The organism is Rhodococcus sp. RD6.2 (assembly GCF_001040705.1).
Lineage (GTDB): Bacteria > Actinomycetota > Actinomycetes > Mycobacteriales > Mycobacteriaceae > Rhodococcus_G.
Genome location: NZ_CVQP01000007.1, coordinates 69,610 through 95,925, shown reverse-complemented (window position 1 = coordinate 95,925; position 26,316 = coordinate 69,610). Strand labels below are relative to the sequence as shown.

General features: G+C 69.6%; 17 protein-coding genes. 10 read left to right on the top strand and 7 right to left on the bottom strand.

All coding sequences use genetic code 11. The features are described 5' to 3' along the window. Nucleotides 1–33: 33 nt before the first annotated feature. Complete coding sequence (locus RHCRD62_RS14110) at nucleotides 34–1,902, bottom strand: IniB N-terminal domain-containing protein (RefSeq protein ID WP_050065370.1); 1,869 nt, start codon at nucleotides 1,900–1,902, stop codon at nucleotides 34–36. 377 nt (nucleotides 1,903–2,279) lie between these two features. Between RHCRD62_RS14110 and RHCRD62_RS26610 the strand changes: the two genes are divergently transcribed. Both RHCRD62_RS26610 and RHCRD62_RS14100 read left to right on the top strand, forming a co-directional pair. Continuing rightward, nucleotides 2,280–4,046 (top strand): Hsp70 family protein, encoded by a 1,767-nt coding sequence (locus tag RHCRD62_RS26610; protein WP_050065369.1) that lies wholly within the window; start codon nucleotides 2,280–2,282, stop codon nucleotides 4,044–4,046. 29 nt (nucleotides 4,047–4,075) lie between these two features. Beyond that, nucleotides 4,076–6,532, top strand: coding sequence for a LuxR C-terminal-related transcriptional regulator (locus tag RHCRD62_RS14100; RefSeq protein WP_050065802.1), 2,457 nt, complete (start codon nucleotides 4,076–4,078; stop codon nucleotides 6,530–6,532). Between the two features lie 12 nt (nucleotides 6,533–6,544). On the opposite strand, the gene RHCRD62_RS14095 is transcribed toward RHCRD62_RS14100, so the two are convergent. From RHCRD62_RS14095 to RHCRD62_RS14085, 3 genes are all read right to left on the bottom strand, one after another. Beyond that, the gene (locus RHCRD62_RS14095; RefSeq protein ID WP_050065368.1) at nucleotides 6,545–7,348 is read right to left on the bottom strand and encodes a family 1 encapsulin nanocompartment shell protein; all 804 of its coding nucleotides are present in this window, start codon (nucleotides 7,346–7,348) and stop codon (nucleotides 6,545–6,547) included. After that, nucleotides 7,345–8,376, bottom strand: a complete 1,032-nt coding sequence (locus RHCRD62_RS14090) for a Dyp-type peroxidase (protein ID WP_216596634.1) — start codon at nucleotides 8,374–8,376, stop codon at nucleotides 7,345–7,347. The genes RHCRD62_RS14095 and RHCRD62_RS14090 overlap by 4 nt, the downstream gene beginning before the upstream one ends. Nucleotides 8,377–8,462: 86 nt before the next feature. After that, on the bottom strand, nucleotides 8,463–8,978 hold the full coding sequence (locus tag RHCRD62_RS14085; protein WP_172671066.1) for a nitroreductase/quinone reductase family protein: 516 nt from the start codon (nucleotides 8,976–8,978) through the stop codon (nucleotides 8,463–8,465). 269 nt (nucleotides 8,979–9,247) lie between these two features. Here RHCRD62_RS14085 and RHCRD62_RS14080 point away from each other — a divergent pair, with 269 nt between their 5' ends. From RHCRD62_RS14080 to RHCRD62_RS25880, 4 genes are all read left to right on the top strand, one after another. After that, nucleotides 9,248–11,038 carry an Hsp70 family protein gene (locus RHCRD62_RS14080; protein WP_050065366.1) on the top strand — a complete coding sequence of 597 codons (1,791 nt, stop codon included), beginning with the start codon at nucleotides 9,248–9,250 and terminating at the stop codon, nucleotides 11,036–11,038. A gap of 128 nt (nucleotides 11,039–11,166) precedes the next feature. Further along, nucleotides 11,167–12,510: a S1 family peptidase gene (locus RHCRD62_RS14075; RefSeq protein WP_050065365.1), complete on the top strand. Its 1,344-nt coding sequence runs from the start codon at nucleotides 11,167–11,169 to the stop codon at nucleotides 12,508–12,510. A gap of 267 nt (nucleotides 12,511–12,777) precedes the next feature. Continuing rightward, entirely contained in the window at nucleotides 12,778–14,061 is a 1,284-nt protein-coding gene (locus RHCRD62_RS14070) for a S1 family peptidase (protein WP_050065800.1), read from the top strand. A gap of 233 nt (nucleotides 14,062–14,294) precedes the next feature. Continuing rightward, nucleotides 14,295–14,435: a hypothetical protein gene (locus RHCRD62_RS25880; protein ID WP_157050929.1), complete on the top strand. Its 141-nt coding sequence runs from the start codon at nucleotides 14,295–14,297 to the stop codon at nucleotides 14,433–14,435. 133 nt (nucleotides 14,436–14,568) lie between these two features. On the opposite strand, the gene RHCRD62_RS14065 is transcribed toward RHCRD62_RS25880, so the two are convergent. After that, nucleotides 14,569–15,231, bottom strand: coding sequence for a DUF8020 domain-containing protein (locus RHCRD62_RS14065; protein WP_050065364.1), 663 nt, complete (start codon nucleotides 15,229–15,231; stop codon nucleotides 14,569–14,571). Nucleotides 15,232–15,567: 336 nt separating this feature from the next. On the opposite strand from RHCRD62_RS14065, the gene RHCRD62_RS14060 reads away from it, so the two are divergent. Then, nucleotides 15,568–18,699 carry a (Fe-S)-binding protein gene (locus tag RHCRD62_RS14060; RefSeq protein ID WP_050065363.1) on the top strand — a complete coding sequence of 1,044 codons (3,132 nt, stop codon included), beginning with the start codon at nucleotides 15,568–15,570 and terminating at the stop codon, nucleotides 18,697–18,699. Nucleotides 18,700–19,112: 413 nt separating this feature from the next. Continuing rightward, nucleotides 19,113–20,063, top strand: coding sequence for a hypothetical protein (locus RHCRD62_RS14055; protein WP_050065362.1), 951 nt, complete (start codon nucleotides 19,113–19,115; stop codon nucleotides 20,061–20,063). Nucleotides 20,064–20,149: 86 nt separating this feature from the next. Here the strand turns inward: RHCRD62_RS14055 and RHCRD62_RS14050 are convergent, their stop codons facing one another. Beyond that, nucleotides 20,150–21,301: an alkane 1-monooxygenase gene (locus RHCRD62_RS14050; RefSeq protein ID WP_050065361.1), complete on the bottom strand. Its 1,152-nt coding sequence runs from the start codon at nucleotides 21,299–21,301 to the stop codon at nucleotides 20,150–20,152. Nucleotides 21,302–21,401: 100 nt separating this feature from the next. Beyond that, nucleotides 21,402–22,799: a carotenoid oxygenase family protein gene (locus RHCRD62_RS14045; RefSeq protein WP_050065360.1), complete on the bottom strand. Its 1,398-nt coding sequence runs from the start codon at nucleotides 22,797–22,799 to the stop codon at nucleotides 21,402–21,404. 212 nt (nucleotides 22,800–23,011) lie between these two features. Between RHCRD62_RS14045 and RHCRD62_RS14040 the strand changes: the two genes are divergently transcribed. Beyond that, complete coding sequence (locus RHCRD62_RS14040; RefSeq protein WP_050065359.1) at nucleotides 23,012–24,268, top strand: pyridoxal phosphate-dependent aminotransferase; 1,257 nt, start codon at nucleotides 23,012–23,014, stop codon at nucleotides 24,266–24,268. A 104-nt stretch (nucleotides 24,269–24,372) separates the two neighbouring features. Continuing rightward, nucleotides 24,373–26,316: a hypothetical protein gene (locus RHCRD62_RS14035; RefSeq protein ID WP_050065358.1), complete on the top strand. Its 1,944-nt coding sequence runs from the start codon at nucleotides 24,373–24,375 to the stop codon at nucleotides 26,314–26,316.

Sequence of the window (26,316 nt, the reverse complement as noted above, 5' to 3'; positions counted from 1 at the left end):
CGCGTGCGGGGCCGGTTTCGTTACACCCGAGTGCTACTCGCCGTGCATCGCGGTGTCGGCGACATCGGTGTGGGTGACGGCCTCGGCCTGGCCGAACAGGCTGTCCCCCGTCGAGAACAGGCTGTCCGAACCGGACGTGACGCCCGCCTCGAGCCCGGTCGACGCCGACGTCTCCGCACCGAACGCGCTCGACGCGTCCAGGGAGGTCCATGCGTTGCCGACACCGGACGCGGCGCCCTGCAGCCCGGAGGTCAGGTCGCCGGCCAGGCCCGTGTCGAGGTGGCCGCCTGCGGCCGCGGACGCGTCGAGTCCCGACGTGATCGCGGTGCCTGCGTCGATCGCTCCGGTGACCGCTCCGCCGAGGCTCGCGCCCGCGTCCGCCGCCGCATCGACGGTTCCCGCGAGGTCGCCGCCGAGTCCTGCACCGGCGTCGATGGCGCCTCCGACCCCGCCGCCGACACCGGCGACCAGGCCCTGCCCGAGACCCGCAGCGGTCTCGATGCCGCCACTCGCGGCGCCGGTCAGCGCGGTGTTCAGGTCGGCTGCCGCTCCCCCTCCCGCATCGACAACGCCGCCCAGCGCGCCACCGAGTCCGCCGGTCAGCCCGGCGCCCGCGTCGAGCAGGCCGCCCAAGCTTGCGCCCACATCACCGGCTGCCCCGCCGCCGAGCACACCGTCAACTGCCGCACCCAGGTCCGCGCCGAGCGCACCATCGATCCCGCCGCCGAGCACACCGTCGACCGCCGCACCGAGATCCGCGCCGAGCACACCGTCGATCCCGCCGCCGAGCACCCCTCCGAGCCCGGCGTCGAGAGCCGATCCGGCCTCGGCGCCTGCGCCGAGCGCACCGCCGACCAGCCCGGACAGGTCCAGACCCGTGAGCCCGCCCACCTCTAGTGCGCCGCCGAGAGCAGCGCCGAGGTCCGTCGTGAGGGCGGAGTCGAGACCGAGGGATCCACCGAGCACCGAGCTCAGGGCACCTCCCAGGTCCAGCGCCCCGCCAAGGCCGCCTCCTGCTTCCAGCACCCCGCCGAGGTCCCCGCCTGCTCCCAGTGCGCCGCCGAGGACACCGCCGAGGCTGGTTCCGAGTGCGGCGCCGAGGTCGCCGCCGACTCCGAATGCCGCACCGAGCACCGAGCTCAGGTCGAGTGCACCACCGATGTCCGCGGCACCGCCGAGGTCGAGGCCGGTGACCGCGCCGAGCACACCACCGAGTGCCCCGCCGAGGTCTGCGGTGAGGTCGCCTCCGACTCCGAGCGCGCCACCGAGTGCGGCGGCGACGGACGTGCCGAGGCCCAGTGCGGCGTCGAGATCGAGTCCACCGCCGAGGCCGAGTGCTCCGCCGAGATCCAGGTCGGCCACGCCTCCGAGATCCAGACCGACACCGGCTCCGGCGTCGAGGGCCGCGCCGAGTGCGGCACCGAGATCGGCTCCGATCTGCCCACCGACCTGCAGGGCGGCACCGAGGGCAGCCGCCAGGTCGGCGCCGAGATCGACGCCACCTCCGACACTTCCGCCCGCGGAGCCGCCGAGGCCGAGGCCTCCTCCCGCACCGAGGCCGAGGCCTCCTCCTGCACCGAGCCCGAGGCCCGCCCCGGCGCCGAGTCCGATACCGCCGCCCAGTCCCGCGCCGAGGCCGGCGCCGAGCCCGCCGCCGACGGCGCCTCCGAGCGCTCCGCCCGCCTCGGCGCCCGCGCCGAGGATGCCGGTCAGTGCGGTGCCCGCTCCCGCGAACAGTCCGGATTCGGCGACGAGCGGGGCGACGGCCGTGATGTCGGCGTGCGTGACGTCGCCGAGCCCGGCGGCCGCGAGAACCGCGTCGGGATTCGCGCAGTACGCGGCCCGCGCCTCGTCGTCGCGCAGCAGGCTGAGGATGAAATCGAGCAGCGCGTTGGTGGCCATGTCGGACTCCTGACGTGTCGTGTGGCTCGGCGTGGCCCACAGGAAAAGTGACACTTCGAAACTAGGCAGCGGTGACGCCCCGCCCAACGGGGTCGACTCCCCCATTGGATCGGCCGACCCGGGGGTAGGGGATATAGGGGATCCCGGCGATATGGGGGAAATGCCCCTCAACTGCGGTTATGGGTTCGCATTCGGTAACGGAATCGCTTTCGAGGACGACACTGATGGCAATAGCGCGGTCCCTGGGGCCGCCCCCTGGGGCCCCTTCTCGGCCCCGGGGACACCGGGCTGACGCCCACCGCACGACACGGGTTGTGGACCTTTCGACGCGCAGTTCGATGCGTCGGGGTCGACGCCTCGCAGACGGGAGAATCAGCATGGCGACAGGGCTCGGACTGACCATCGGCTCGGCGCAGTCGACGGCGGCGCTCGACGCGGATGACGCCGCGGCGGGCAGGGCGGAGATCGTGACGGTCCCGACGGCGCTCGCCCTCGACGGGGCGACAGTGTCGCTGGTGTCGGACGGCGCGACACCACCCGTGGTGATCGCGGGGTATGCGGGCCGGGTGGGCGATCCGGTGGGATTGATCGCCGACGACGGCAGCACTCATTCCGGCGAGGATCTCGTCGCCGCGACGGCGCGGTGCCTGGCCGATTCGGTTCCGCCGGCGGATGCCGTCGCCCTGGCGCATCCGGCCGTCTGGACGGGCTACCAGGTGGACGTGCTGGCCGCCGCGCTGGACCTCGCGGGCCTCCCCGACGTCGCTTTCGTCACCGAACCGCAGGCCGCGGTCCGGTGGATGCAGCGCACCCGGTCCCACACGGACGACGCCCCGGTCGTGGTGTACGACCTCGGCGCGGGCTCGCTGGACGTGACTGTGGTTCGCCCACAGGAGGATCCGGAGATCCTCGGCGCGCCGCTGCGGTCCGAGGAGTACTCGGGTTCCGCGTTCGACCACATGACGCTGCAGCACGTCCTCGGTGCCCTGCCGGACGGGGTGAACGGCATCGACCCGTTCGAGCCCCGCGCGGCCGCCGCATTGACGCAACTACGGATGCAGTGCCGTGCAGCGAAGGAGGCGCTGTCGTCGGACACGGCGACGGTCCTCACGGTCGACCTGCCCGGGGTCCGCTGCGACGTCCGGTTGGTCCGGGAGGAGCTCGAGGACCTGCTCCGGGAACCGCTCGCCGACTCGGTGAACCTGGTGCACGAGGCGGTCCGCGGCGCAGGTCTCGACATGTCGGACATCGGGTCGATACTTCTCGTCGGCGGCAGTTCGTCGATTCCCCTTGTTGCCGAACTGCTGTCGTCGACCCTGCGTGTGCCGGTCGTCGCTGACGCGGACCCGACGGCGACCGCGGCATCGGGTGCCGCATTGTTGGCCTCCGAGTCGGCGGTGCCCCTCCCCGCGACACCGGCCGAGACGGACACGGCCGCGTTCGCCGCACTCGGCGCTGCCCTCGGCGCCGCGGCACCGGCGGCGCCCGAGGTCACGTCAACGATCGCGCCGACCGTGCACCGAGGTGGCGGTCTGACGACACCGAAGAAGGCGGCGCTCGTCTCCGCGGCCGCCGCCGCGATCGTGCTGCTCGCGGCCGGCGGCCTGTCGTTGGGCACCGGGGTGTTCGACTCGTCATCCGGATCGAAGTCCGATGCCGCGACCACCACCTCCGAGACCACGCCGGGGACGACGCCGGGGACGACGGCCCAGGTCGCGGTCGACTCGAGCCCGTCGAACGGTTCTCCGTCGACAACCGAAGCGGCGTCCACGGGCCGGGCGACCGGCGCGACAGGGTCCGCTCGTGCGGCATCCACGACCGACGCCGCGCGGGCCGCGACGGTGGCGGCGACCACCGGGGCTCGGCCCCCAAGCCCGCCTGCCGCTGCGCCCGAGGCGAACACGCCTCAGGCACCGGTGGTGGCTCCTCCGCCCGCCCCCGCCTACACGCCACCCGCTCCGGCTCCGAGTGGCGGCGGCACCGGAATCGGACAGGGTGTCGGCGACGCTGCCGCAGGCGCAGGTGAGGGCCTCGGCAACGTGGTCGACGGCGCGGGTGGACTCGTCGGAGGTGTGCTCGGCGGCACCGGCCAACTCGTCGGAGGTGTCGTCGGCGGCGTCACCGACGGACTCCTCGGCCAGTGACCCCGACCGGCATCAGGAAGGCGAACACCGTGCCCGCACAGCTCACCCGCCCGGCCCCCGCCGTCGCGTCGTCGGCCCCCGCGCGTGCCCTCCTCGACGGTGTCCGCTCCGGTCATCCGCACGTCCTGATTCGCGGCGCGTCGGGCACCGGCAAGTCGGCGCTGCTGGCCCTGGTGCGGGATCACGTTCCCGGGCCGGTGACCTCGGATCCGGCGGAGGCCACGGCCCCCGGCGCCGCGGTGGTCGTCGACGATGCGCACCTGCTGTCGGCGTCGACGCTCGACGCACTGGCCGATCTGGCGAGGCGCCCGGACACGACGGTCGTGGTCGCCTCCGAGCCACGGTCCGGCAACCCGAATCTGCAGGCCCTCGCCGCCGCGCTGGGCGGATCGCTGACATTGACGAACCTCACGTCACGGGAGGTCTCCCGCCGAGCGGAAGCGGTACTCGGAGCGACACTTCCCACCACCCTGGTCGCGCTGATCCACCGGCTCACGGCGGGAGCTCCGCGATGCGTCGATGCCGCTCTGGCGGGGTTGGCCGACATGCCGTCGACGGCGGCGGCGGACCGCGTCGTCGCGACGTCCGTCGCCTCCTGCCACGCCGAGGTGCTCGCGCCGATGGATGCGAACCTGTTGTCCGCGTTGACCGTTGCGATGACCGGCATTGGACTCGACGCGGGCGAACTGGCCCGCCTGCTCGCACTGCCGGACGCGCGCGACCTGGTGGAACGAGCACGCGGATGCGGGCTCCTGCTCCCCACCGGCGCCCTGGTGGCGTCGGCATGCGAACCCCTGCGTTCCGCGGTCGGACCCCAGCGGGTGACGGCACTGCAACTCGAACTCCTTCGCGTCAAGATCGAACTCGGCACCCTCGACGTCCCGTCGGCGCGCGCCTTCGCGGCAGCCGGGCTGACTGACCCCGAGCTAGCCGAATACCTCTGCACCCAGGCCGCTCTCGCGACTCCGCGACTGGCGACCGCGCTGTACGAGGAGGCGGTGTGGGCGGGCGCGGATGCCGAGGCCTTCACGCTGCGCCGGGCCGAGGCAGCGGGCCTGTCGGGCGACCTGGTGACCGCTGCCCGACTCGCCGACACCCTGCTCGAGAAGGCCTCGACGACACCCGGACCCGAGCTGGCAGCTGCCGTCCGCATCGCGGCGAGCATCGCCGCCCACCAGGGGATGCTGGTCCGCAGTGCGGACCTGTACGAGTGGCTGGGGCCGGATCGTCTCGGCGTCGACCGGCCGATCGCCGAGTCCGTCCTGCTCGCCGCGGGCCGGCCCGACGCGGCCGACGCGGCAGCGGCAGGCGGAACCGATGCTCCGCCGACCTCGACCTCGGCGGGCGAGGCACTTCTCGCTCAGGGGTTGCGTCAGTCGATGGACGGCCCGACGGCGGTAGCGCTGAACTCGATGGCACGCGCGGTGTCCCTGTCCGCCAACGCCCCTCGGACCCGACTGCTCCCCGACACCGGCTCGGCGGTGACGGCGCTGACCGCCATGCACTGCGGCGAGCTGGGTCGCGCGGCTGCGGTTCTCGCGCGGGCGAGCGAAGGCGACCCCGACACCGACGTCGCCCACAATCGGCACCGCCTCCTGGGTGCGTGGGTGTCGATGCTGCAGGGCGATCTCGACGCCGCGACCCGCACGGTTGACGCGCTGTCCGCGGTGGCGGAACGACCCCGCGACGCCCTGTTCGCCGCCGCACTGCGGGTCGGTGTTGCGCGCCGGGGTGGTGACATCGGGGCACTGCACCAGGCCTGGGAAGCCGCGGGTCCCGTTGTCGCCGAGCATTCGGTGGATCTGCTCAGCCTGCTTCCTCTCGGCGAACTATGGCTCGGTGCAGCACGTCTCGGCGCCACCGAGCGGGTCGCACATCTCGTCGACCAGGCACGCGAACTGCTGACGCGACTCGACGAACCGATCCTGTGGGGCACCCCGCTGCACTGGTACGGCGTGCAGGCAGCGATCCTCACCGAGTCGCCCACCGACCTGATCCCGCATGCACATGCACTCGGCGTTGCCGCCGAAACAAGTTCGTACGCTGCGGGCCTCGCGTGTGCGGGACGCGCCTGGCTCAGGGTGCTGCAGGGCGAGACCGACGCCGCCGAGGTGGAGACCGCAGCGACGGGCCTCGGTGCGATCGGGCTGCCGTGGGACGGCGCCCGGCTGGCGAGCGAGGCGGCTCTGCGTGTCGACGACACAGCGACGGCCACCGCGCTGCTCCAGGTGGCGCGGGCCTTGCGGCCCGCCCCCGCCGACCGCGGCGGCACCCCCACCCCCACGGTCGGTGCGACGCTGACCGAACGTGAATCCGACGTCGCGCGGCTACTGGTGACGGGGTTGACCTACCGCGACATCGGGTCCCGGCTGTTCATCTCGGCGAAGACGGTCGAACATCACGTCGCCCGGATCCGTCGCAGACTAGGAGCACAGTCCCGAGCGGAGATGCTGTCCATGCTGCGCGCCATGGGCCACGGCGCGTAGCGGGGACGAGGGTCACCTCGCGAGCACCACCGACGCTTCCGCGGTCAGCGCCGAGAACGTCAGCGTCTCTTCGAGGTACAGCGTGACCTCGGTGGCGGTGTGGCTGTCGTATCCGATCGACAGGTCGACACCGAGCGTCAGCTGGTTGTCGCCGCCGCGGGTGGACAGCACGTAGCCGCCCCGCACCGCGGGCGCCCACACGATCTCGCTCACGAGATTGACCAGGTGGTCGAACACGGGATGGCCCTCGTCCCGGGTCTCGGCGACCGCGGTGTACGCGTCGGCATCGAGCACCAACGCGTACGGGCCCTCCACACCGGCGAGCCGCAGCGCCGACAGCGCGGAGACCACCGCGTCGGGCACCGCGAGCGGGTCCTCCGGCAATTGCAGGACGGGGTTGCTCGACGACGGTCCGAGCCCGAGGATCCCTGCTTCCTCGTAGCCTGCGAACACGGCTTGGTCCTCCGCGAAGGCGATGGCCTTGGCGGCGTCCTTGACCGGTTGCCAGTCGGAGTCCAGAGACCCGCGCGCCACGTCGTCGATCTCGGCGCGGCTCAGGGTGAACGGGTAGCGCAACTCGACCAGGGGATGCACCTCTCGGAGCTGCGCCCGAATTCTGCTGTCGGAGGCAGTGATCGGCTTGACCCGTCCGACGTTGTGCGCCGAGTACGAGTAACCGTACGGTCCGGCAACGTCGACAACGCGTCTGCCTGCGACGTGCCGTTTGAAGGTGCGGGCGGCCTCCTCGCCGATCTGCTCCCACGCCGCATCGGTGACGGGGGCGAGTTGGCGGTGCAGGTTGCTGGACTGGCTCATTGGGCTACTCCTTTGAGGTCACCGATGTTCAGGGACGTTCCGTACTTCGCGGCCAGGTCCGCGGATTCGTCGGCGTCGGGCTCGGCAGTCTCCGCGTCCGGGTCTGCGAGCGCTTCGAGGACCGTCACACTCGGCACGAAGAAGAGCGTGCCGGTGACCGCAGTGGAGAAGTCGAGGATGCGGTCGTGGTTGCCGGGTGGGTCGCCGAGGAACATGTGCCTCAGCATCTCCTCGGTCACGTCCGGCGTCCGCGCGTATCCGATGAAGTACGTGCCGTACTCCCCTGCCTCGATACTGCCGAACGCCATGTTGCCGCGCAGGATCTCCCGCTCGGTGCCGTCGTCGTCGACGAGGGTGTTGAGCGCGACGTGCGAGTTCGACGGCAGCGACTCGAGTTCGACGTTCTCGAGCTTCGTGCGCCCGATGACCCGCTCCTGGTCCTCCGTCGTGAGCCCGCCCCAGGAACCCATGTCGTGCAGATACTTCTGGACGATCACGTAGCTGCCGCCCGCGAACTCGGCGTCCTCGTCGCCGATCATCGCGGCATCGAAGGCGCCCGTGCCCGTCGGGTTCTCCGTTCCATCCACGAAACCAAGTAGGTCGCGTGCGTCGAAGTAGCGGAACCCCGTCACCGCGTCGACCACCGTCGCTGCATCGCCGAGCGCATCGCGAATCTGCCGCCCCAGCTCGAAACACAGGTCGGCGCGCGACGCCTTGATGTGGAACAGCACGTCACCCGGCGTCGCGGGCGCGCGATGCACCGGCCCGTCGAGCGCGACGAAGGGGTGCAGATCGGCGGGTCGTGTCGACTTGCCGAGCCGATCCCAGAACTCCGAACCGACGCCGACGACGCAGCACAGCGAGCCCGCGAGTTCACGGAACCCGACCGCCCGCACGAGTGCCCCGACATCGGCGGCCACCCCTGCGACCGTCGCCGCGTCGGCGGGTTCCGGGCCGGCGGTGACCACGAGAAACAACGCCGACGTGGTGAGCGGGTCGAGGATCGGCTGGGTTACGGGTCGACTCATGAGCACTCCAGACATGTCCGTGGTGCAGTTGTTCGTCGAGCCTAGGCGGGCTCGACGCCGCCTGCCGGACGACATGCCCTCCGCGATCAGCTCGGCGCAGGATCATCGGGTTCGAGCACCATCACGGGGATTCGACGCCCGGCCACCCGGTCGACGTAGTGCTCCCACGGCGGATACGTGCACACGGCCAGCGCCCACAGCCGGTCCCGCTCCGCCCCCTCGACCTCCCGGGCCCGGACGCGCCGCGGCGCGTGCGGCGGAACCACGAGCGTCGCGGACGGGTGCGCGCGCAGGTTGTGGTACCAAGCCGGATTGCCGGGCCTGCCGTAGTTCGACGCGATCACCACCACGCGGTCACCGTCTGGCAACCCGAGCATCGGACAGGTGCGCGGCTCCCCGGTCCGGGCGCCCGTCGTCGTGAGCATCACGGTCGCCCGACCGCTCATCGGGCCGGTCAACGTGGCCCGCCCCTTCGTCACCCGGTACACGAGACGATCGACCCGGTGCCAGGGGACGCGGGTGTTCATCCATTCCGCGGGCGGGGTCGTGGACCACCGCTGCATTGCGCGCTGGAACCAGTTCGCGTCACCATCGGTGCGCATGTCTTCGACGCTAGTCTCTCGATTCCGCTCGGATACACCTGGCAGGGCAATCGTCGTCCCGGAAGGCGGAGGAGAAGCCGATACCGGAGTTATCGGCGCCGACGACACGCGGCGAGGCGGCGACTGGACGCCTGGGGTGCCGAAAAGGGGATCGGGAGACATGCCCTGGTCCGGTAACGGACGTGAAGCGAAGCCCGATTACTGTGACGCGGCGGCGCAGGAGTTTCGCCGGGGGACGGACGAGTCGGGGGACTCAGGAACAAGGGGGCATGACGATGACGGTCCAGCACGGGATCGGTCTCGGTGTCGGCAACACCAACGCGATCGCTGTCCTGCAGTCGTCGGACGCGCCGCTCACGGATCCGTCCACCCTCGTCGAACCCGCGACGCTCCGCATTTCGGCGACCGCCGCGATGCTCGGCGCGCCGCGCAGCGAACCGGGAGTGATCGGCCGGTTCGTCGACGCCGTCGGCGACCCCGACGGCATCACCGCCGCCGACGGCACCGTCTATCTCGCGGAGGATCTCGTCGCGACGGCCACGGCCAGCCTGCTCGCCACCGCTGTACAGCAGTTCCCCGGATTCGCTGGCAACCCGGCCCTGGTCTCGGTCCATCCCGCCCGCTGGGACGGCTCGCGGGTCGACGCGTTGCGGTCCGCGCTCGACCGTGCCGGGCTGTCATCGGTGCGCCTGGTGCCCGACGCTGTCACCGCGGTCGGGTGGTTCGAGGCGACGCAGGGACCGCTGGACGGCGGCACCGTCGCGGTGTGCGATGTCGGTGCCGCGGGTCTCACCGTGTCGCTGGTCGGCGCAGGTGACGAGACGCACCTGCTGGTCCCGCCCACCTTCTCTCCCCTGTTCGGTGGCGACAGCTTCGACGACACCCTGAGCGAGTACGTCCTCGGTGTCGCCGCGGCCGATCTCGACGGCTTCGATCCCGCCGATGCCGACATCCGTGCCGACCTCGGCCGGTTGCGTGACGGTTGCCGCGCCGCGAAGGAAGAACTGTCGGCAGCGGACGCGGCGACGATCCCGGTGAGCATCGGCGACTCCGCCACCGAGGTGACGGTGACGCGGTCGCAGTTCGACGAGATGATGCGAGGCCCCCTCGAGGGTGCCCTGGCACTCGTCGTCGAGGTCCTCCGTGCCCACGACGTCGAGACGGCGACGCTGCGCGCGGTGGTCCTCACCGGCGGCGGCGCGGCAATCCCCCTGCTACTCGAGCTCGCCGAACTGGCCGGGTCGCTGCCCGCGCCCGCGATCGTCGCGCCGAAGCCTGCGCACACGGCCGTGCACGGTGCCGCAATCCTCGCCGCGGGCATGGTCGGCGGAGGAGGCGCTGCGGCAGCATTACCCGGTGCTGCGGCCGCCGGTGCCGCCGCAGCGGCCGGGATCGTCGGTGACGCAGTCGACGACGACGCCGTCACCGACTTCCTGCCCGTGGTGGTTCCGCAGGAACAGCCGGCGGCGTTCACCCAGGCAGGCTTCGGCAACCCGGTCCTTCCCGTGGCGGCGGGTGTCGCCGCCGATGCAACGCCCGCTGCCGCGGCACCGGCGGGCGATCCCGCGGATGAATCACCTGTCCGCGGTCGTCGGACGCTCGTCGCCGCAGGCGTGACACTCGCCCTTCTGTTCGCGACGATTGCGGGCGTCGCGATGACCCGGGGCGAGAGCGCCGACACCCCGCCGCAGGGAGTCGTCGCACCTGCCACGTCGACGACCACGGCAACGACGACGAAGCATGCCCCGACCACGACGACCGCCGCGCCCCGGACCACCGAAGCGACGACACCGAGGTCCACTGAGGCCGCTCTTCCGCCGCCCGCCACCACCGCTGTTCCGGCGCCGCCGCCTCCGGTGGTGACGACAGCGAAGCCGCCGGCGCCGACCACAGCCACGAAGACGACGACCAAGCCGCCGGCGGAGACGGAGGAAGAGGAAGAAGAGGAGACCACGACCACCGAACCTCCGACCGAAACCGAAACCGAGACGGAAACGGCGACGGAAACGGAGCCCACGCCCGAGCCGGAACCCGACCCGGAAACGGACGCCGGGGTCTGAGGACGAAGCCGCTACGGGACGGGAATTTCTGATAAGAAATCCTGCTACCAGCAGTTGCCGACATCACATCGAAGTTTCCCCTATGGTAGGGCGTCGTCGTCCGTCCGAACGCCTCCAGAAGGGTCTTCATGCGTCTGCCGCTGGTGCTCCGCGCCGCAATCCTGGCCTCTGCCACGCTCCTCCCTGTCGCCTCACTCGCGCAGGCCGCGCCGCATGAACCCCTGGTGACCGAGAAGCAGGTGACGCAACTCCCCGCGGAACTCGTCGACGCCATCAAGCGTGACCTCAAGCTGACGCCGGAGCAGTACCTCGAACGGGCCGAACTCGCTCAGCGCCTCGGGACGTACTCCGACGGACTGCGCGAATCGGCGCCCGACACCTTCGCCGGGTCGTGGATCGCCACGGACGGGCGTCCCATCGTCGCCGTCACCACGACCGAGGCTGCGCAGCGGGTGTCGGCGGACGGCTACGGAACCCACATGGCCACCAAGTCCGAGCGCCAACTCGAGGCCGCTCGAGGCCAGCTGAACCAGTGGATCACGGCGCTTCCGCAGGACGTGTCCTCGCAGGTGAACTCGACGTCGATCGACGTGCTGAACAACCAGGTCGTCATCGACGTCGTGAACAGCCCGATCGGACGCGCACTGAACCTGCCGACCCTGCTCGCCCAACTGAAGGTGATCGTCTCCCCCGGCGGCGGTGGCCCCGTCGATCCGCGCCCGCAGGGCGGCGACACCTACGTCACCACCGCGAAGCCGCTGTCCGCCGCGACACCCGTGGAGGAGATCGGGGTGTGCTCGTTCGGCTTCAACGCCGTCGGCGCGGACGGTGCCGCGTACAACGTCAGCGCCGGGCACTGCGACCCGGCCCAGGGGCAGTCCGGCGTCGCCGGCGGGTCTCCGGTGTACCTTCCCAACCACACGGACGTCACCCGCAGCACCGAGATCGGCAGCTTCGAGCACTCCGAGATGGGCGTCAAGGCCGAGGGCCTCGACTACTCGGTGATCGGTCTGAACAAGGCGGGCGTCGACGCAGGCCTGAACCAGCCGACCGTCCGCGGCGCCAACGGAACCACCGTCACCGTCACCGGCACCGCACGACCGATCGTCGGGGCACCGATCTGCAAGTCCGGTCAGACCTCCGCCTTCACCTGCGGGATCGTGCTCGCCGACTCCGTCGACGTGCCGCTGGATCTGGCGAACGGAACCAACCGCCTCGTCCGCGGATTCGCCGGGTCCACCTGCACGCTCAGCGGCGACAGCGGCGGAGCGATCCTCACCGGCACCCGAGCGCTCGGCGTCTCGTCCGGATCCAACGCTAGCGGTGCCCCCAACTGCACCGAAGCGAACCTGGTCCTCGCCCTCGACGGCGGCACCGCGAGCATCGGTGTCCCGATCGAGAAGATCGTCGAGCGCGCCAACGCCACCCTCGGCCGTGATCTTCGGATCCGCACCCAGGACGCACCTGCCTGACGGAACGAACGACACGACGGCCGCACCGGAACCACCGGTGCGGCCGTCGTCGTTTCCCAGCACCGCCCTGCCGGATACGGCATCCCAGGTGATTCGGATGAGACATCCCCGGCAATTCGGATGCCGCCACTCCGCAAATCCGCGAGACGGTGTTTTCTCGGCGCTCCAGGCCATATAGTCATGGGCATTCGACCCGGACCCGCGGCGCCCGGCCGTGCCCGCATGCCTGCCTCACGTCAGTCGCGTGTCCCCGAACGGAAGGTCCTCATGCGCAGCACCCGCGCGCTTCGCGCCGCGATGATCGGTTCCGCCGCTCTACTCCTGCTCGCTCCCGCGTTCGCACACGCGGCCCCCGCCACCCCCGCTCCCGCCGCGGCGCTGCCCGAGGATCTCGTCGCCGCAGTCAAGCGCGACCTCGGCCTCAGCGCGGAGGAGTACCTGACGAAGGCCGACGCAGGCCAGAAGCTGGTGGCGTTCGCCAACGAGATGCGCAAGAAATTCCCTGACGTGTTCGCAGGCGCATGGCTCGACCCGGCCGGCAAGCCCCTGGTCGGACTCGCCGACGGCACCGACACGGACGCCGCCCGTAAGGCCGTCGAAGAGGCCGGCTACACGGTCAAGGACCTGCCGCGCAGCGAACGGGCCCTCGAGGACCAGCTGACACAGGCGCAGAAGTGGATCTCCACTCTCCCCGAGCCCCTGGCCGGCCTCGTCGGCGGCGCAGCGGTCGACGTCGTCAACAACAACCTCGTGCTCCGCGTCTCGAACACGGTCGAGGTCGGCGGATTCCAGGTGCCCGACTTCCTCGAAGGCGCGGTCCTCGCCCTGCAGCCCGCGCTCGGTTCGGTCGCACCCGTCGTCGACAACGGCGGCGCACCTGACGACGCACTCTTCGGCGGCGACTCCTACGCCGCCGAGAACGCCGAGGGCGCGTTCCGCTGCTCGCTCGGGTTCAACGGCGTCGACGGCTCCGGTGCCACCGTCAACATCTCGGCAGGCCACTGCGACCCGAACCACGGCGCTCCCGGGTCCAAGGTGTTCCAGATGCCCGCAGACGGCGTGTTCGGACCGCAGATCGGGACGTTCAAGCGCACCAACCTCGACGGACTCGACTTCTCGATCATCGACATCGAGGACGCCGAGGCCCATCGCTTCCAGAACAACCTGGTCCGCGTGCCCGGACGCTCGCCGCTGCACATCACCGGCACCGCCGACCCCGTCGTCGGCGCACCCGTCTGCAAGTCCGGTCTGACCACCGGCTTCACCTGCGGCACCATCAACGCGGTCAACCAGACCGTGGGCGTGGGCGCACGTGTCCTGCGCGGCGGCTTCTCCGCCAACATCTGCGCGCTGCAGGGCGACAGTGGCGGCACCATCGTCACCGGCGACCGCGCACTCGGCATCTCCAGTGCCTCCAACGTCGCCGACCTGAAGTTCTGCGAGGTCGCTACGGTCATCACCACGATCGTCGGGGACAGCCCGCAGTTGTTCGCGACGCCGATCAACGCGATCATCGGCGCCAACCCTGGCCTGAAGGTCCGCACCAGCTAGACACCGCATGACGCAGATTGTGCGCGGGTCCCCAGGTCGGGGGCCCGCGCACAGTTCGTTGCGGGCAGGTGACGAGTAGCGTCACTGCAGAATGAGCTCACGGGGTAGAATGCCCGAAGTTGTTGCTGGCGTAACCGTTTCGCACCAACAACGAAAAGAGAACGAACTGACTGGGGGGATCCAGTCGGGCAATCCGCCGGCCGCTGAGTCGGCCTACACGACGAGGAAGTGCAATGCTCGCAGATATTGCCGACGCCACCACCCCTGACGCTGGCACCGGATCGGACACCGGTGCAGTCCTGGGCATCGTCATGAAGTCGGTGGGCTACATCGCCGCCATCGCCATGAACGCCGGCGGAGCCGGACTCTCCTGATCCACGCCGTCGAGGCCGGGCCGCAACTTTGCGGCCCGGCCTCGACGCGTTCAAGGGCATGAACACGTGCCCATACACGACAGCGGCCCGTCACCTCCACGAGGTGACGGGCCGCTGTCGCGTACCGAGTGAGTTACTTGGCCGCGTAGACCGTGGTGCCCGGCTCGGCCATCAGGGTCTGGCCCAGGCCGATGCCCGCGGCAACCAGCGTCGGGCCGCCAACAGCGATGGTGCCGACGACGCCACCGATACCAGCACCGGTGACAGTGCCGACGGCCGGCATCACGAAGGTGCCCACGACCGCACCGATGATGGTGCCGAGCAGGCCACCGGAAGCGGTGGCGACGGCGAGCTGCGAGGTGAAGGTCTGCTGCGCCTTGAGGTTCTCGTCCGGCGAGGCGATGTCCTTGATCGCGAGGCCGGCGCCGTTGATCGGCTGCGCGGTCGCGTTGCCGGAGATCGACTTGGCCTTGCCGAGGTCGAAGACCGGGGTCAGGGTGACGGTCTTGCCGTCCTCGCTGATCTTCTGGTCCATCGGGAACTGCAGGGTGTTGAGCTGGAACGCGAGCGGGAGGCTGACGACGGCATTGCCGCGACCGTCCTGCAGCTCGATGTTCTTGCCGTCACCGGACACCTTGAACGCACCCGCATCGATGGTGGTGACCACGGACGTTCCCTCGATCTTCGAGTTCCAGTCGATGGTCTCCGGCGCCGGGTTGGCGCTGGCGGTGCCGACACTGACGCCGAGTGCGGCGATCGCCAGCATCGACGTGACGGCAGACTTCCTGAGCTTCATTCGGTATATCCCCTCCGGAATGACTCGCGGTTTGGCGAGAAAAGACACAGCAACACACGCACACTAGTCTGTGAACCTCCTGAGAACAACGACTTCGCGTCAAAGTTAGGAAACCCTCAGGAGATCGCTAAGTTACTGGTCAGTTGCCTAACTTAGGCTAACCTGCGCGAATCGATCGGCGCACGGGCCTTTACCGTGAACGCAAGCACTACTGTGCACCCGGGCGAAAACCCGGCGCACGCAGCCGTGACATGATGTGAAACCAAATGCTACCGGCGGGTAACTTAGGTACCTTACGCTTGCAGGCGTAACCGTCGGAGAAGGAAAGGCCGTGACATGAATGCCCTGACGATCACGTTGGGCACGATCGGCGTACTGCTCAGCCTCGTGTGCTGGGCCTCGTTCCTCAGCGGGGCCTGGACCATGGGCAAGACAGTGACGATCGGTCAGCCCGCGCCCGACCGGTGGCGCCCGTTCTTCCCCCGCTTCAAGCAGATGATCATCGAGTTCATCGCGCACACCCGGATGCAGAAGTTCCGCACCGTCGGCTGGGCGCACTGGCTCGTCATGATCGGCTTCCTCGTCGGCGCCCAGTTCTGGTTCATGGCGTATGGCCAGACCTTCGATCCCACCTGGTCGTGGCCGATCATCGGTGAGACGTGGTGGTTCCACCTCGGCGACGAGATCCTCGGCGTCGGCACGGTCGTCGGCATCGTCACGCTGATGGTGATCCGCCAGCTCAACCACCCGCGACTGCCCGAGCGCCTCTCCCGCTTCAGCGGATCGAAGTTCGGTCCCGCCTACTTCGTCGAATGGGTCGTGCTCACCGAGGGCATCGGCATGGTGCTGGTGAAGGCAGGCGTGCTGTCGCTGCAAGGCCACTCCAGCTGGACCGACCCGGTCACCGGCCTGATCGCCAATGTGATCCCGGCGAACGTCACGCTCGTCTCGATCTTCGCCTTCGTCAAGCTGATGTCCGGCATGGTCTGGCTGTTCGTCGTCGGCCGCAACATCACCTGGGGCGTCGCGTGGCACCGCTTCTCCGCGTTCCCCAACATCTACTTCAAGCGTGAGAACGACGGCGGCGTCGCCCTCGGCGCCGCGAAGCCGATGATGTCCAAGGGCAAGGCCCTCACCATGGACAACGTCGACCCGGACACCGACACCCTCGGCGCCGGACGCATCGAGGACTTCTCGTGGAAGGGCTGGCTCGACTTCACCACGTGCACCGAGTGTGGCCGCTGCCAGTCGCAGTGCCCCGCCTGGAACACCGGAAAGCCGCTGTCGCCGAAGCTGCTCATCATGTCGCTGCGCGACCACGGCTACACCAAGGCCCCGTACCTGCTGGCCGGTGGCCGCAAGGACATGGGCGGCGACGAGGTTGGCCTCGTCGACGCCGACGGCAACGTGAACGAAGCCGCGCTCGCGAAGATCCCCGAGGCCGCGCGCCTCGAAGCCGAGCGCAAGCTCGTCGGCGAGACCGCCGAACTGGTCGCCGCGGGCGAGCAGGCCCCCGTCATCGACCTCGAAACCCTGTGGTCGTGCACCAACTGTGGCGCCTGCGTCGAGCAGTGCCCCGTCGACATCGAGCACGTCGACCACATCATCGACATGCGCCGCTACCAGGTGCTCATCGAGTCGGAGTTCCCGACCGAGCTCGCGGGCCTGTTCAAGAACCTCGAGAACAAGGGCAACCCCTGGGGCCAGAACTCCAAGGACCGCCTCAACTGGATCTCCGAGATGGACTTCGAGATCCCGGTGTTCGGCAAGGACGCCGAGACGTTCGACGACTACGAGTACCTCTTCTGGGTCGGCTGCGCCGGCGCCTACGAGGACCGCGCCAAGAAGACCACGAAGGCCGTCGCCGAGCTCCTCGCGACCGCGGGCGTGAAGTTCATGGTTCTGGGCGCCGAGGAGACCTGCACCGGCGACTCCGCACGTCGCGCCGGTAACGAGTTCCTCTTCCAGCAGCTCGCGATGCAGAACATCGAGGTCCTCAACAACGTCTTCGACGGCATCGAGGAGTCCAAGCGCAAGATCGTCGTCACCTGCGCGCACTGCTTCAACGCCCTCGGCAACGAGTACCCGGAGGTTGGTGGCCGCTACGAGGTCGTCCACCACACCCAGCTCCTCAACCGTCTCGTGCGGGCGAAGAAGCTGATCCCCGTCTCGTCGGTGCAGGAAGACGTCACCTACCACGACCCGTGCTTCCTGGGTCGCCACAACAAGGTGTACGACGCGCCACGTGAGCTGATGGCCGCGACCGGCTCGAACCTCAAGGAAATGCCTCGCCACGGCGAGCGGTCCATGTGCTGTGGCGCCGGCGGTGCCCGCATGTGGATGGAGGAGCAGCTCGGCAAGCGCATCAACGTCGACCGCGTCGACGAGGCACTGTCCACCGATCCGAAGAAGATCGCGACCGGCTGCCCGTTCTGCCGCGTCATGCTCACCGACGGCGTCACCGCACGTCAGGAGCAGGGCCAGGGCGAAGGCGTCGAGGTCGTCGACGTCGCGCAGATGATGCTCGAGTCCATCACCCGCCTCGAGCCGGCGAAGCTGACGGAGAACCTCGTCGTCGTGCAGACGCCGCGGGAGGCCGTCGTCGCCGAGGCCGCGCCCGTTGTCGAGGAGGCACCGGCCGAGGTCGAGGCTCCCGTAGCGGCCGCTGCCGCGGCGGTTGCCCCGAAGGCAGGCGGTCTGCAGATGAAGGGCGGCCCCAAGGCGCCCGGTGGCCTGCAGATGAAGGGTGGTCTCAAGGCTCCCGGTGGCGCTGCGGCTGCAGCCGCGCCGGCCGCCGAGGCTCCGGCTGCAGCTCCCGCCGCGAAGGCGGGTGGCCTGCAGATGAAGGGTGGGCTCAAGGCTCCGGGTGCCAAGGCCGCTGCGCCTGCCGCACCCGCTGCCGAGGCCGCAACTCCCGCTGCCCCGGCCGCCAAGCCCGGCGGACTGCAGATGAAGGGTGGGCTCAAGGCCCCTGGCGCCAAGGCTCCGGGCGCGAAGGCCCCTGCCCCGGCTGCTCCCGCTGCCGAGGCTGCGGCACCGGCCGCCGAGGCTCCGGCCGCTCCGGTCGCCAAGCCCGGCGGGCTCCAGATGAAGGGCGGACTGAAGGCTCCGGGTGCGAAGAAGGCCGCCGCGCCTGCTGCTCCGGCTGCGCCTGCTGCTCCGGTCGCCGAAGCCCCCGCTGCCGAGGCTCCCGCGGCAGCTGCTGCCGAGGCTCCGGCGCCGCCGCAGCCGAAGGCAGGCGGACTCGGATTCAAGGGTGGCGCAAAGGCGCCCGGCGCCCGTAAGGCCGCGGCCCCCGCCGCCGCCCCGGCACCGGCTCCGGCTCCCGTGGAGGAAGCCCCGGTCGAGGAGGCACCCGCCGTCGCGGAGGCACCCGCTGCTCCGGTCGCCGAAGCTCCGGCGCCGCCGCAGCCGAAGGCAGGCGGACTCGGATTCAAGCCCGGCGCCAAGGCTCCCGGCCGCAAGTAGCCACACAGTACGGAACGCGCCCCCACCGGATTCGGTGGGGGCGCGTTCTGCGTTCTCCCCCTGCCCACCCAAACCCATGCGCACGCCACTTCCCGCACCCACACCCCCACTGCACGCCCAACACCCCTGCGCACACTCCAGGGCCCCTGCGCACACTCCAGAACCCCTGCGCACCCCGACCGCCGCCCCCTCCAACCCGGTACAGCAACCCCCAGCCACCCAAAACCCATGCGCACGACCATTCCCGCACCCACACCCCCACTGCACGCCCAACACCCCTGCGCACACTCCAGAACCCCTGCGGACGTCCGCACCACAACCGGCGACCGGCGCCCTGTGCACAACTGCGGCTTTCATCCCCAGGCGGCGCTTTCCCAATCGCTGCGGGGTGGGGCGTCCGGCACGATACGGCCATGGGGGAATTCATCATTCGACGCGCCGAGGCACTGCGGCGTGGCGCGACGGATCGCGAACTGCAACGCCAATGTCGGACCGGGGCGTGGAAGCGCCTGCACCCCGGACGATTCGCCCACGCCGCGACGTTTCTCGACCTCGACATGGACGCTCGGCATCGGCTGGCGGCCGAAGCGGTGCTCGACGTGGCGTCTCCGGAAGCGGTGCTCAGCCATCAGTCCGCGGCAGTGGTGCACGGTTTCGACCTGTGGAACACGTCGCTGTCGCGCGTGCACCTGACCCGGAACCGGTCGTTCGGGGGCAGCATCAGCCCTCGGCGACATGTGCACTCGTTGCCGTTGCCGCCCGAGCACGTGACAACCCTCGACGGTCTGCGCGTCACGACGCCTGCGCGCACCGTCGTCGACCTCGCGGCAACTCTCGGGTTCGAGCAGGCCCTCGTCGTCGCGGACCACGCCCTGCACACCGGTGCCGTCACCCGCGCGACTCTGGCAGCGGTGCTCGCGCCCGACCGTAAGCACGTGAGTCGGGTCCGTCGGCTTCTCGATCTCGCGGATGGGCGGTCGGAGAGCGTCGGCGAATCACGCAGTCGCGCACTGTTCGTCCGCGATCAGTTGCCACTGCCGGATCTGCAGGCGACGCTCCACTCGGACGGTGGCATTCGGCTCGGGCGGGTCGATTTCGTGCTCGACGGTGTGGTCGGCGAGTTCGACGGTCGCGTCAAGTACGGCCGGCTGGTCCCGGACGGCGAACTACCCTCCGACGTGTTGTGGGCGGAGAAGGGTCGCGAGGACGCCATCCGGGACGCGGGATGGCAGGTGGTCCGCTGGACCTGGGACGAGCTCGCGACGCCGGGAGTCGTGGCGGACCGTATTCGTCGGGCCGTTGCGCGTGCCGGACGAGCAGAGCCGCCGTCAGGTCGGGTCACGCGAACACCACGCCCCGGCTGACCCGACGCCTGCGCACCCCTTTTCGCGCGCCCACACGGGAAATGTGCGTCGAGAACCCGTGTGGATGCCCGAAAACCTGTGCGGACCTACACCCGAGACGGCTGCACGTTAATCCGTGACAGGTCGTTGTCGTAGTGCTCGAGCAGCAGCGGATCCATCACTCGACGCCACAGCGGCGGGACGAACGCAAGCACGATGAGCACCGCGTAGCCGGCGGGCAGCTGCGGGGCGTTCTCCATCGAGCGGAGGGTCTGGTAGCGCCGCATCGGGTTCGCGTGATGGTCGCTGTGCCGCTGCAGGTGGTAGAGGAACACGTTGCTGACGACGTGGTCGCTGTTCCAGCTGTGCTCGGGCGCAACGCGTTCGTAGCGTCCATCGGGACGCTTCCCGCGGAGCAGTCCGTAGTGCTCGAGGTAGTTCGCGGCTTCGAGGAACGTGAAGCCGAGGACGGCTTGCACGACGAGCCACGGCGCGACGGACCACCCGAACGCGGCGATGAGGACGGCGAACAGCACGACGCTCATCGCCCAGGCATTGAGCACGTCGTTACGGATGCTCCAGGTACGGGCACCGCGCCGGTGCAGTCGCGCCCGCTCGATTACCCAGGCAGACCGCACACCACCGATCACCGATCGCGGCAGGAAGGCCCAGAACGACTGGCCGTAGCGTGCGGTCGCAGGATCCTCCGGGGTGGCGACCCGCAGGTGGTGTCCGTGATTGTGCTCGACATAGAAATGCCCGTAGAACGACTGCGCGAGCGCGATCTTCGCGAGCCACCGTTCGTGTTTGGGCCGCTTGTGGCCCAGTTCGTGTGCCGCGTTGATTCCGACTCCGGCGACGACGCCGACGGTGGCGGCCATCGCGAATCGTTCCGCCCAGCCCATGGGTGCGGTGGTCCACATGTAGCAGGCGAAGACGAGGCCGGCGTACTGCAACGGCAGGAACAGATAGGTGCACCAGCGGTAGTAGCGGTCGGCTTCGAGGGAGGCCATCACCTGCTCCGGCGGATTGGACTTGTCGACGCCTGCGACGAGGTCGATCAACGGGACGACGACGACCAGCAACAGCGCGCCCGCCGCCCAGAAGAGTCCGAGGTGGAACCGGTCGACGAGGAACCACCCGAGGAACGGGCTCAGCGGCACCAGCAGCCCGAGCAGCCAGTAGAAGCGTCGACGATCCTTCCATCGGACCGCGGGTGTTGCCGTCCCCCCGTTCTCGGCGCGCGACACGATCGACACGACCCTTCTCCATCCCCCTGTAGATACGCGCCTACCGAATCTGACGCACCGGTAAGTATCGCCGGAGGGCCTCGTAGCGTTCCAGAGGATGTTGCCCGGATCACACGGGTAGCCACGCTCCGTGCAGTCCGGAGGGAACGCGGATCGGAAGCTCCACCCGCGCAAGGGGGCCCGACGCGGGGTCCGCGGCGGGCAGGATCACGAACCACGATGTCAGGTCGATGCGGTCGGTGCCGATCATTCCCCAGTAGTCGGCGGTGGCACCGGGGATGTACTGCGGCTCACCGACGGCCAGTGAGCCGGCGTCCCAGTGCGCCTCGGTGCCCGCGTCCGGGTCGAAGAACCGCAGCGAGTCCCAGCCTGCGGAGTCTCGGCCGAGTTTGCCGACGGTGGCGACGGGTCCGCCTGCGTGGGTGAGGGTGCGGTCGTCGACGCGGGGGAACTCGACGTCGCGGTCGAACACGGTCTGCCGGTCGACGGTGCCGCGCTCGGGGTCGACGACGGCGCGGACGAGTCCGCCCGGGCAGGGGGCGTCGGGGCGGGCGAACCCGTGCGGGTACGCCCACTGCGCGTAGTCGACCTGGACGCGGCCGTCGGGGAGGTCGCGGGCGCCTGCGAAGTGCCACACCCAGAACGCGTCGCAGCTCGCCCAGCGGACGGGTCCGCCGTCGCGGGGGATCAGGGCGATGCGGGTGCCGTCGTCGGGTCGCCAGTCGAGGAGCGCGCCGCCGGTGAGCATGGCGGCGATGTCGAACACCAGCGGGCACAGGACGAGGACGACGTACCGCTCGGTGAGGGCCATGTCGTGGATCATCAGCGGGGTGTTGACACCGTCGACCGGGGTGGGTGGCCGCGACGTCGTCCCGTCCGCGGCGAGCACCGCCCACGTCAGGTAGGGCGCCTCGAGCATGTAGTTGAACAGGACGAGTTCGCCGGTCGCGGGGTCGCGTTTCGGGTGGGCGGTGCTGCCGACAGCCATCGCGTCACCGCAGGTCTCCCGCCCGAGGGTAGACAGGTCCGCCGGGTCGAGGCGGTACGGCGGCGCGCTCTCGGCCATCGCGAGGAGCCGTCCGCCGTGCCGGACGATGTTGATGTCGGGCAGGTCGCGACTGGTGCCCGCGAGGTCGGGTCCCACCTCGTCGACGCCGGGTGTGTAGAGGTCGGTGACACCGCCCCAGATGGCGTGACCTGCGCGTTCCTCGGCTTCGACCATCGGCGTCCGCACGAAGCGGTTCGTGTAGCGGGCGCGGCCGTCGGCGATCTCGACGCGGTGGACCATCCCGTCGCCGTCGAGGGGGTAGACGTACCGCCCGATCGGGTCGAAGCGCGGATTCGGCCCATTACGCAGGTAGGCACCGTGCAGGTCCGGGGGGATTTCGCCGATCACGTCGAGGTCGTGCACGTCGACCTCGTCGCGTTGCGGCGCGAACAGTCCGGTGAGGTGGCTGTGGTGCGCCATGTCGACCGGTGCGGGTCGGGGAATGCCTGGTGCGCTCATGGGAATGCCGCTTCCGTGTGGGCGGGTGGGTTCGACCACAGTCCAGAATCCTCCCCCGACGCTCACCCGTCTCGTCCACACGGTTTTTCGGGTTTCCGCGGGGGTTCTGCACGCAGAAAACCCCTGTGGACGCCCGAACACCTGTGTGAACACGTCCACACTCCCCGCCGCCCGGCAGTAATTCGCTTTACCTGCAGTGGCACCATGGACGGGTGACCGTCTCGGAGCCCTCCCACCACACCCATGTACCGCCGCGCGTGCTGACGCAGTCCGCGAAGCTGCAGAACGTGCTGTACGAGATCCGTGGCCCGGTACACGCGCATGCGGCGCGGCTGGAGTCCGAGGGTCACCGCATCCTCAAGCTGAACATCGGCAATCCGGCGCCGTTCGGGTTCGAGGCGCCGGACGTGATCATGCGGGACATGATCGCGGCGCTGCCGACGGCGCAGGGGTACTCGGAGTCGAAGGGAATCCTGTCGGCGCGTCGGGCGATCGTGACGCGGTACGAGCTGGTCCCCGGCTTCCCGGAGCTCGACGTCGACGACGTCTACCTCGGCAACGGGGTGTCCGAGCTGATCACGATGACGATGCAGGCGCTGCTGGACAACGGCGACGAGGTGCTGATCCCGGCACCGGACTATCCACTGTGGACGGCGACGACGGCGCTGGCGGGTGGGACGCCGGTGCACTACCTGTGCGACGAGGCCGACGGCTGGAACCCGGACATCGCCGACATCGAATCGAAGATCACGCCGCGGACGAAGGCGATCGTCGTGATCAATCCGAACAACCCGACGGGTGCGGTGTACTCCGAGGAGGTGCTGAGCCAGCTGGTGTCGTTGGCCCGGAAGCACTCGCTGTTGCTGTTGGCGGACGAGATCTACGACAAGATCCTGTACGACGACGCGAAGCACATCTCGCTGGCGACGCTGGCGCCGGATCTGCTGTGCCTGACGTTCAACGGCCTGTCGAAGTCATACCGGGTTGCCGGCTACCGGGCGGGCTGGGTGGCGATCACCGGGCCGAAGGATCACGCGTCGAGCTTCCTGGAGGGCCTCAACCTGCTGGCGTCGATGCGCCTGTGCCCGAATGTGCCTGCACAGCACGCCATTCAGGTGGCGCTCGGCGGATACCAGAGCATCGAGGATCTGATCCTCCCCGGTGGACGGCTGCTCGAGCAGCGCGACGTCGCGTGGGAGCGGTTGAACATGATCCCGGGTGTGTCGTGTGTGAAGCCGCGCGGTGCGCTGTATGCGTTCCCGAAGTTGGATCCGAACGTGCACGAGATCCACGACGACGAGAAGCTGGTGCAGGATCTGCTGCTGCAGGAGAAGATCCTGGTGGTGCAGGGCACCGGCTTCAACTGGCCTAATCATGATCATCTTCGCATCGTGACGCTGCCGTGGGCGCGTGACCTCGCCGTCGCCATCGAACGGTTCGGCAACTTCCTGTCCAGCTACAGCCAGTAGCAGACAAGTCTCGACGGCGCGGCGCGGCGATCGTCCGCTGCATCGGAGGGTGTTCCTTCGTAGGGTGAGATCGGCCCTGTCACCCACCCGCTCGGAGGCCATGCATGACGGTCCGGTCGTTGGCGTTGTCGGTTCTGTGTGCTGCCGCGTTGGCCGTGGCCGCTGCGCCCCCTGTGCAGGCGTTGCCTGCTCAGGTCAGGCAGGACGAGTCCCTGCCGTTCCCGTCGGTGGGTGTCGCCCCCACGCTGACGTTCTCGGGGCGCACCGACGACGTGTCGCTCCAGATTCCGGTGCCGCAGGGCCTGAGTCCGGTCGCGCTGCGCGGAACGCTGCAGGTGCCGGCGGGTTCCGGGCAGGGATGGATCGACGTCCTGTCGGACGGGCGAACGCTGGGCCGCGTGGACGTTCCCTCGGGTGCACCGACCGTGCCGGTGTCGTTGCCGTTGACAGGCGCATCGATCGTCGAGAACACGGCTCGGATCACCTTGCGGTCGTATCTGGTTCCCCTGGACGACCAGTGGTGCTCGTACGACTGGTCCGAAGGTTCACTCGCGATCGTCAACGGTGTCGTCGACTTCGCGGGCACGGAAGCGCAGCCGACCGTGCTCGCCGACTTCCTGCCGCCCGCGCTGACCCGACTGTCGGTGTACGTGCCGCCGGAGCCGAACCGCGAGGAGGTCGCGGCGGCGCTCGAGATCGGCGCCGCGATCACCGCCCGGTACGCCAATCAGGATGCGGCAGTGGACCTGCGGGCACTGCCTGCGGGCCAGGATCTACCGACGGATCCGGTGGGGCTGCTGGAGCGTCAGGTCGTGGTGTCCGAGTCGGACGTCAACGCCACGACGCTGTCGACCTCGCCCGCCGGGGTTCCGGTGCTCACGCTGAGCGGCAACGGTGACGGCCTGCTGAACCAGTCGCGACTGCTCACGAGCGATCTCGCTGCGGTCACCGTCGCGACGACGGCGACGGCGGGTTCGTTGGACGCCGCACCCGCGGCGGCACCGTCGCTGACCACGTTGGGCGACTTGGGTGCAAGTGCTCTCACCGCGACGTCGACTGGTCGTGTTCAGGTGCGGATCGGGATCGACCAGACGCGCCTCGGACGACCGTCCGGTCCGGTGCGGGTGCACCTGATCGGCAACTACACCCCGTTGCCGGACACCCAGAACGGGCAGATCACGGTGACGGTCGGTGACACGACGTTGGATCAGTGGCCGGTGGACGAGGACGGTCGGATCGATCGGTGGGTGGAGATCCCGTCGAACCTGATGTCGCGGTACACCGAACTGGTGGTGACGTTGCAGGTGGCCGGCGCGATGGCATGTGGTTCGACGCAGCCGGTGACGTTGACCCTGGACCCCGATGGTGCGGTGCGGAGTGACGCGCAGGTGCCGCCGCATCCGAGTGGGTTCCAGGCATTGCCACAGGGTTTGATGCCGATCGCGCGAGTGGGACTGCAGGAGGACACCTTCGACGATGCGCGTCGCGCAATGTCGATCGTCACGGGGATGCAGGGCTTGACGGCGACCCCCTTCCGTCCGGTCCTGGTCGACTTCGATGACGCCGTGAACTCCGATGTTCCCGCGATTCTGGTCGCAGCGAACGGCGGCCTCCCCGACTCGGTTCCGTTGCCGTTGAAGGTGATCGGCGACGACACGGTGGAGCTGGTCGATCTGACAGGCGGCGGAGACCCGGAGCGAGTCGACATTCCGGGGCTGCAGTTCGGGTCGTTGCAGGCCGCCTGGGATGCGGAGCGGGACCGGATGCTGCTGGTCGCGACGTCGACCGGGACCCCGGAGAGTGTCGATCGGATCCTGGCCTGGTTGGACGCGGACCGCTCACGCTGGTCGTCGCTGTCCGGTGACGCACTGTTCCAGACCGGTGACCGAGATCCGGTGCAGGTGACGGCGAACCAGCCGGCACCGGAGACCGACGAGACGTCGGATGTGGTGCGGGGGGTGCTGATCGCCGGCGGAGTGCTCGTGTTGGCGGGTCTGCTGGCGGCGGCGGCGTTGGCGATCGGTCTGCGGCGCCGTTCGCAGCGGTGA

What these genes read in the sequence shown, in the direction of transcription:
- RHCRD62_RS14110 (WP_050065370.1), bottom strand. Translation starts at nt 1,902, where the DNA reads ATGGCCACCAACGCGCTGCTCGATTTCATCCTCAGCCTGCTGCGCGAC.
- RHCRD62_RS26610 (WP_050065369.1), top strand. Translation starts at nt 2,280, where the DNA reads ATGGCGACAGGGCTCGGACTGACCATCGGCTCGGCGCAGTCGACGGCG.
- RHCRD62_RS14095 (WP_050065368.1), bottom strand. Translation starts at nt 7,348, where the DNA reads ATGAGCCAGTCCAGCAACCTGCACCGCCAACTCGCCCCCGTCACCGAT.
- RHCRD62_RS14090 (WP_216596634.1), bottom strand. Translation starts at nt 8,376, where the DNA reads ATGAGTCGACCCGTAACCCAGCCGATCCTCGACCCGCTCACCACGTCG.
- RHCRD62_RS14085 (WP_172671066.1), bottom strand. Translation starts at nt 8,978, where the DNA reads ATGCGCACCGATGGTGACGCGAACTGGTTCCAGCGCGCAATGCAGCGG.
- RHCRD62_RS14080 (WP_050065366.1), top strand. Translation starts at nt 9,248, where the DNA reads ATGACGATGACGGTCCAGCACGGGATCGGTCTCGGTGTCGGCAACACC.
- RHCRD62_RS14075 (WP_050065365.1), top strand. Translation starts at nt 11,167, where the DNA reads ATGCGTCTGCCGCTGGTGCTCCGCGCCGCAATCCTGGCCTCTGCCACG.
- RHCRD62_RS14070 (WP_050065800.1), top strand. Translation starts at nt 12,778, where the DNA reads ATGCGCAGCACCCGCGCGCTTCGCGCCGCGATGATCGGTTCCGCCGCT.
- RHCRD62_RS25880 (WP_157050929.1), top strand. Translation starts at nt 14,295, where the DNA reads ATGCTCGCAGATATTGCCGACGCCACCACCCCTGACGCTGGCACCGGA.
- RHCRD62_RS14065 (WP_050065364.1), bottom strand. Translation starts at nt 15,231, where the DNA reads ATGAAGCTCAGGAAGTCTGCCGTCACGTCGATGCTGGCGATCGCCGCA.
- RHCRD62_RS14060 (WP_050065363.1), top strand. Translation starts at nt 15,568, where the DNA reads ATGAATGCCCTGACGATCACGTTGGGCACGATCGGCGTACTGCTCAGC.
- RHCRD62_RS14055 (WP_050065362.1), top strand. Translation starts at nt 19,113, where the DNA reads ATGGGGGAATTCATCATTCGACGCGCCGAGGCACTGCGGCGTGGCGCG.
- RHCRD62_RS14045 (WP_050065360.1), bottom strand. Translation starts at nt 22,799, where the DNA reads ATGAGCGCACCAGGCATTCCCCGACCCGCACCGGTCGACATGGCGCAC.
- RHCRD62_RS14035 (WP_050065358.1), top strand. Translation starts at nt 24,373, where the DNA reads ATGACGGTCCGGTCGTTGGCGTTGTCGGTTCTGTGTGCTGCCGCGTTG.